The sequence below is a fragment of the Alteromonas sp. S005 genome (genome assembly GCF_036864475.1).
GTDB lineage: Bacteria > Pseudomonadota > Gammaproteobacteria > Enterobacterales > Alteromonadaceae > Alteromonas.
Window position 1 is genome coordinate 1 of the sequence record NZ_JAZETN010000032.1, and the last position, 4,286, is coordinate 4,286.

General features: G+C 43.5%; 6 protein-coding genes. 4 read left to right on the forward strand and 2 right to left on the reverse strand.

Annotated elements, in window-relative coordinates; translation table 11 throughout:
* Window positions 1–235: hypothetical protein (locus V7R55_RS19300; RefSeq protein WP_334060979.1), on the forward strand; the 235-nt coding region annotated here is incomplete at its 5' end.
* Between the two features lie 184 nt (window positions 236–419).
* Here V7R55_RS19300 and V7R55_RS19305 read toward each other — a convergent pair.
* The gene (locus V7R55_RS19305) at window positions 420–1,082 is read right to left on the reverse strand and encodes a cupin domain-containing protein (RefSeq protein WP_301179609.1); all 663 of its coding nucleotides are present in this window, start codon (window positions 1,080–1,082) and stop codon (window positions 420–422) included.
* Window positions 1,083–1,107: 25 nt separating this feature from the next.
* Complete coding sequence (locus V7R55_RS19310) at window positions 1,108–1,881, reverse strand: SDR family NAD(P)-dependent oxidoreductase (protein ID WP_301179610.1); 774 nt, start codon at window positions 1,879–1,881, stop codon at window positions 1,108–1,110.
* A 106-nt stretch (window positions 1,882–1,987) separates the two neighbouring features.
* On the opposite strand from V7R55_RS19310, the gene V7R55_RS19315 reads away from it, so the two are divergent.
* The 3 genes from V7R55_RS19315 to V7R55_RS19325 all read left to right on the forward strand — a co-directional run bounded on the left by V7R55_RS19315 (window position 1,988) and on the right by V7R55_RS19325 (window position 3,822).
* On the forward strand, window positions 1,988–2,329 hold the full coding sequence (locus tag V7R55_RS19315) for a winged helix-turn-helix transcriptional regulator (protein WP_301179611.1): 342 nt from the start codon (window positions 1,988–1,990) through the stop codon (window positions 2,327–2,329).
* Window positions 2,330–2,817: 488 nt separating this feature from the next.
* Window positions 2,818–3,357 carry a hypothetical protein gene (locus tag V7R55_RS19320; RefSeq protein WP_334060984.1) on the forward strand — a complete coding sequence of 180 codons (540 nt, stop codon included), beginning with the start codon at window positions 2,818–2,820 and terminating at the stop codon, window positions 3,355–3,357.
* A 123-nt stretch (window positions 3,358–3,480) separates the two neighbouring features.
* Window positions 3,481–3,822, forward strand: coding sequence for a hypothetical protein (locus V7R55_RS19325; RefSeq protein ID WP_239247937.1), 342 nt, complete (start codon window positions 3,481–3,483; stop codon window positions 3,820–3,822).
* The last annotated feature ends 464 nt before the right edge of the window (window positions 3,823–4,286 follow it).

A 4,286-nucleotide genomic window follows, 5' to 3' on the forward strand; every position in this document is an offset into this window, starting at 1 on the left:
CGTCATTTACTTACAGCATAAAAAGGTGGGTTTAACCGTGACATTACAGCATCAAGGTTGTTTCGCTAGGTTGTCTTTACAGCTTGCTTTTTCTGTAGTTTCGACGGCTTTAGCAACGCGCTTTTTATCAAAAAAAGCAACGCCAACATTTAACATCATCCGTCTTCTAAACTCGCTCTTTTATCCAGCATTACCGTTAACATCTGGCTTTTCGCACAGGGTTGTTTTATCTTAATTTCAATAATTTAAATAAGTGGCCGTATCGGCTAGTGGTGGCAGCAAAGCTGCGTACTTCCAGTTGTACGCCTAACAAAACGCTCAAGCCTCTCCCTTCGGTCGCTGGGACGCTAACATGTGGGCTGACTCACTTCGTTCGGATTATAGCCCACATGCTAGCGCCCCTTAGCTTAAAGTTATATTTACAAATGCCCCACCTTCACATAAATCAATGCGCCATCTTCTTTCGTAAAGGGCGTATGCTGGCTCATGTGGGGGTTACGAAGCCAAGTGCCTTTGGGATATTGGCCATGCTCATCGTAAAACGTGCCTTCCAATACAAAGATTTCCTCCCCTCCCCAATGGTTGTGCGATTGAAATTGAGTGTGAGGTGACCATTTAACTAAGGCGACCTTCTCACCTTTAAACTCATGTAACGGCATCACCGTTAGCCCATCTACAAGCCCTTGGTGCCACGGGTGGTTTTGAGTGTCTATCATTTTTTGCTCTGTGTCGTCCTGATCAAATTGATGTAGCTTTACCAATATAGTTGCACCCTCTTTACCTATATTTGGTGTGTGAGACGTACCAATTGGATTGCGCACATAGCTCCCCTTTGCGCAGTTCTGATGCTCGTCCGAAAACACACCATCAAGCACTAAGAATTCTTCTCCACCACTATGAGAGTGTGACGAAAACGCGGTGTGTGGTGCATAACGAACGATAGAGGTCGCTCGTGCAACCTCATCTCCAACGCGATCAAGCATCATGCGCTCAACGCCAGGCATAGGAGAATCAACCCACTTATAGTCGGCGGGTTGAATTACTACACGTTGCTTGAAATCAGCATTGATTAAGGTAGTCATATTGACCTCTAATAAAGATTGTTGCCTAATTTCTGCCAGCAATAACGCCGCCGTCAACGTCCCAAATCGCGCCTGTTATCCAGCTTGCACTCTCGTTCAAAAGAAACATGATAGCGTTGGCAACGTCATCTGGTGTACCAATACGACCAATGGGATGGAAGCTGTCAAAACCTGCAAGGGCATCGTCCATTTCTGCTGGATCGATAAAAGTTTCGTAAATTGGCGTTTTCACTACCGCAGGTGACACTGCATTTACCCTAATACTATGGTCGGCTAGTTCCATTGCCATATGCTGCGTTAACGCGTGTAATCCTGCTTTTGCCATGGAATAAGCAGAAGAAGGGGTTGCTTTGATCGCTTGCTTTGCCCACATTGAACCAATATGAACAATGGAACCACCTCCATTGTTACTCATATTTTGGGATACGGCTTGGCTTATAAAAAAGGTAGCCCGATTCAGTACAGCATAAGCATCATAATCCTCTAATTCGTGTTCCAAATATGGCTTAGGGTTGAAGTAGCCTGCCGAATTAACAAGGTATTGGATATGCCTTTCGTCCGAGTTTATCGCTTGAATCACTCTGTCAACATCTTGTTGCTCATAGAGATTGGCTTGTAATGTCTCAATATTAATATCATTGCTCGCTATTGCGGTTAACTGAGACTTGGCCGACTCCAGCTTTTCAGCGTTGTTGCCTAAGATAATAACACTGGTCCCTTGAGCGACGAGTTGTTTTGCTGTTGCCAGCCCCATTCCGCTCGAACCACCGATGATTAATGCGATGTTTGAAGTTGTCATAGATTTTCTCCGATATATGTTAAGGTACGGAGAGAATTTATCGAATCACTGTGGCGTTAAAAAGTAAGTACAAATTGGTAAGGTAGGTACTTTTTGGTACATCTTTATGAAAGATAGAGAAAAAAAATATTTGAGAAAAACTGCACCTACTGAAAGTGCAAAGATAGTGGAGACTATTTATGGCTGTAAATGGTCTCTTACGGTTTATCAGCTCTTGGCTGATGGAATCAATCGGCCTGGTGAAATGGTGCGCAGCATTGAAGGTTTAACCACTAAAGTTCTGAACCAGTGCCTACGTAAAAATACGGAGTTTGGGATCTTGGAGCGGATTTCTTACAATGAGGTGCCACCGAGGGTGGAGTACGAAGTCACTGATTTCGGAGCCAAATTTATGAAAGTGCTTGATGAGCTTGAAAAACTACAACGTGAAATTGAAAATAAAATATAACAAGCGCGTCAATTAGGACGCTCGCGAGCTCGCGCCTATTACGCGGGCGTTAGAAGGCGTCAGCCTAAACTGCGTTTGGCTTAATACAAATAACAGTTCAACCGCCCTTACCTGCTGTTTCAAAAATCGCTATGGCTTTTGGTGGTTTTAACTTCGCCACTTCAACTTCATAGGTTGCGCAATAGGCGCTTTATCGCCAAGTTCTTATTTTCAGTCAGCAAGCGCCATTGCGTTTGTCAGCTCAAAGGGCGGCTTGCTTCAGTTAAATCAAAAACATCACCGCGCTGTCGTTTTACTTGTTTGTGTTAATAATCAATCGTATGCTGGCTTTATTAGTTTTTAAAAATGCCAAGGGAACAGGCTCTGCTTCTAACAAAGCGCTTAAGTTCACTCCCTTCGGTCGCTGGGACGCCTATACGCGGGGCGGCTTCGCCATTATGCCCCACGTATCTGCGCCCCTTAGCTTAAAGTTAGCCACCAAAGACACTATGAGCCAATTTTTTTCATTATCATTTTTTATTGCATATAGTGCCGCTGTCCTTCAGCTTAGTTTTTTAGCCTTTAGCGATGTACTCGATGATGGCATTTTGACATACATCGCTGTTGGGCTTGGTATTTCAAGCGCTCCTGCTATAAGGCTATTTCAAAAGTGGAGACATGCTAAATCTGCAAGTTATTTAATAACAGACGAACCTGGACAAACGCCATTCCATCAACGGTTAATTAACTTTCCCCTGCTCATAGTTTTCTCTACCTTTGGATTTATTGGCTTAATTTCAATATCTAATCACATATTCGCATCTGAAGAAGTGCACGTAGAGAAATTTGTAGTGAAAGCTATCGGGAAAAAACGTGTTAGATACGATTTATTTGAATACATATTAATCTCAAATGGCGATTATGCAACGTCACTCAATCTTGGAGAAACTCCAAAAACGACATACAGTGTCGGAGACAAACTTGAGGTGACCCTTAAAACAGGTTTATGGGGTTACTATATAGTTGAGGATGTTGTAAATGGTGGCTAACAAGCCAATCAACTCACTCACTTCGTTCGCTGGGACGCATACACGCGGGGCGGCTTCGCCATTATGCCCCACATGTCTGCGCCCGTTATTGAAAAGTTATACGATTCACGGAAGGACACATTTGTGCGCGCATTCTTACTCTTTATTGGTTGGTCTTCAGTTATTGGAAGCTTTGGAGATGGTGGGCTAGGTATTTACGCTTTTTGGGTGGCTATGTCATCAGACCTCGTCTCTTTTGGTATATCTTTAGATGAATTTCTAAAAAACTATGTAGAGGTTATATATTGGGTAAAAAGCGTCGCATTCGTGGTTATGCCTAAAGACTTTGCAACTTGGTTATTTTCTGTTCCTGCTTTAGCATATTTCCCTACGAGGATTGTGATGAGTGCCGTTATAGGTTGGTGGGCACTAAAAAAAGCTTCAGTATTAAAGGTACGCGATAGAAATCGTATAACAATCGCATAAACTCGCTCGCGGGCTCGCTGGGACAATAACACGTAGGCTCAGTCGCATCGCTCCAATTTTAGCCTACGTGTTATTGCCCGTTATGCGGGTGTTATAAGGCGTCAGCCTAAACTTCGTTTGGCTTTATACAAATCCCAGTGTAACTGCCCTCACCTGTTTTCATTAGCATCGCTCTGGCTTGTGGTAGGTTTAAATCCGCCGCTCATAACTCAAAGGTGGTGTAATAGGCGCTTTATCGCCAAGTTATTAGTTGAACCTCGCAAGCGCCATTACACTCAATAGCTCAGATGGCGGCTAGCTTCAGTCAAATCAAAAACATTTGTGCACAGTCGTTTTGCTTGTTTGTGTTAACAATCAATCGTATGCTGGCTTCAACAGTTTTTAAAAAGACCAAAGGAACTGGCTTTGCTTATAACAAGGCGCTTAAGACCACTCCCTTCGGTCGCTCGGACGCATTTACGCGG

Excerpts from the sequence above, each read along its gene's own strand:
- V7R55_RS19305 (WP_301179609.1), bottom strand. The coding sequence starts at position 1,082 with ATGACTACCTTAATCAATGCTGATTTCAAGCAACGTGTAGTAATTCAA.
- V7R55_RS19310 (WP_301179610.1), bottom strand. The coding sequence starts at position 1,881 with ATGACAACTTCAAACATCGCATTAATCATCGGTGGTTCGAGCGGAATG.
- V7R55_RS19315 (WP_301179611.1), top strand. The coding sequence starts at position 1,988 with ATGAAAGATAGAGAAAAAAAATATTTGAGAAAAACTGCACCTACTGAA.
- V7R55_RS19320 (WP_334060984.1), top strand. The coding sequence starts at position 2,818 with ATGAGCCAATTTTTTTCATTATCATTTTTTATTGCATATAGTGCCGCT.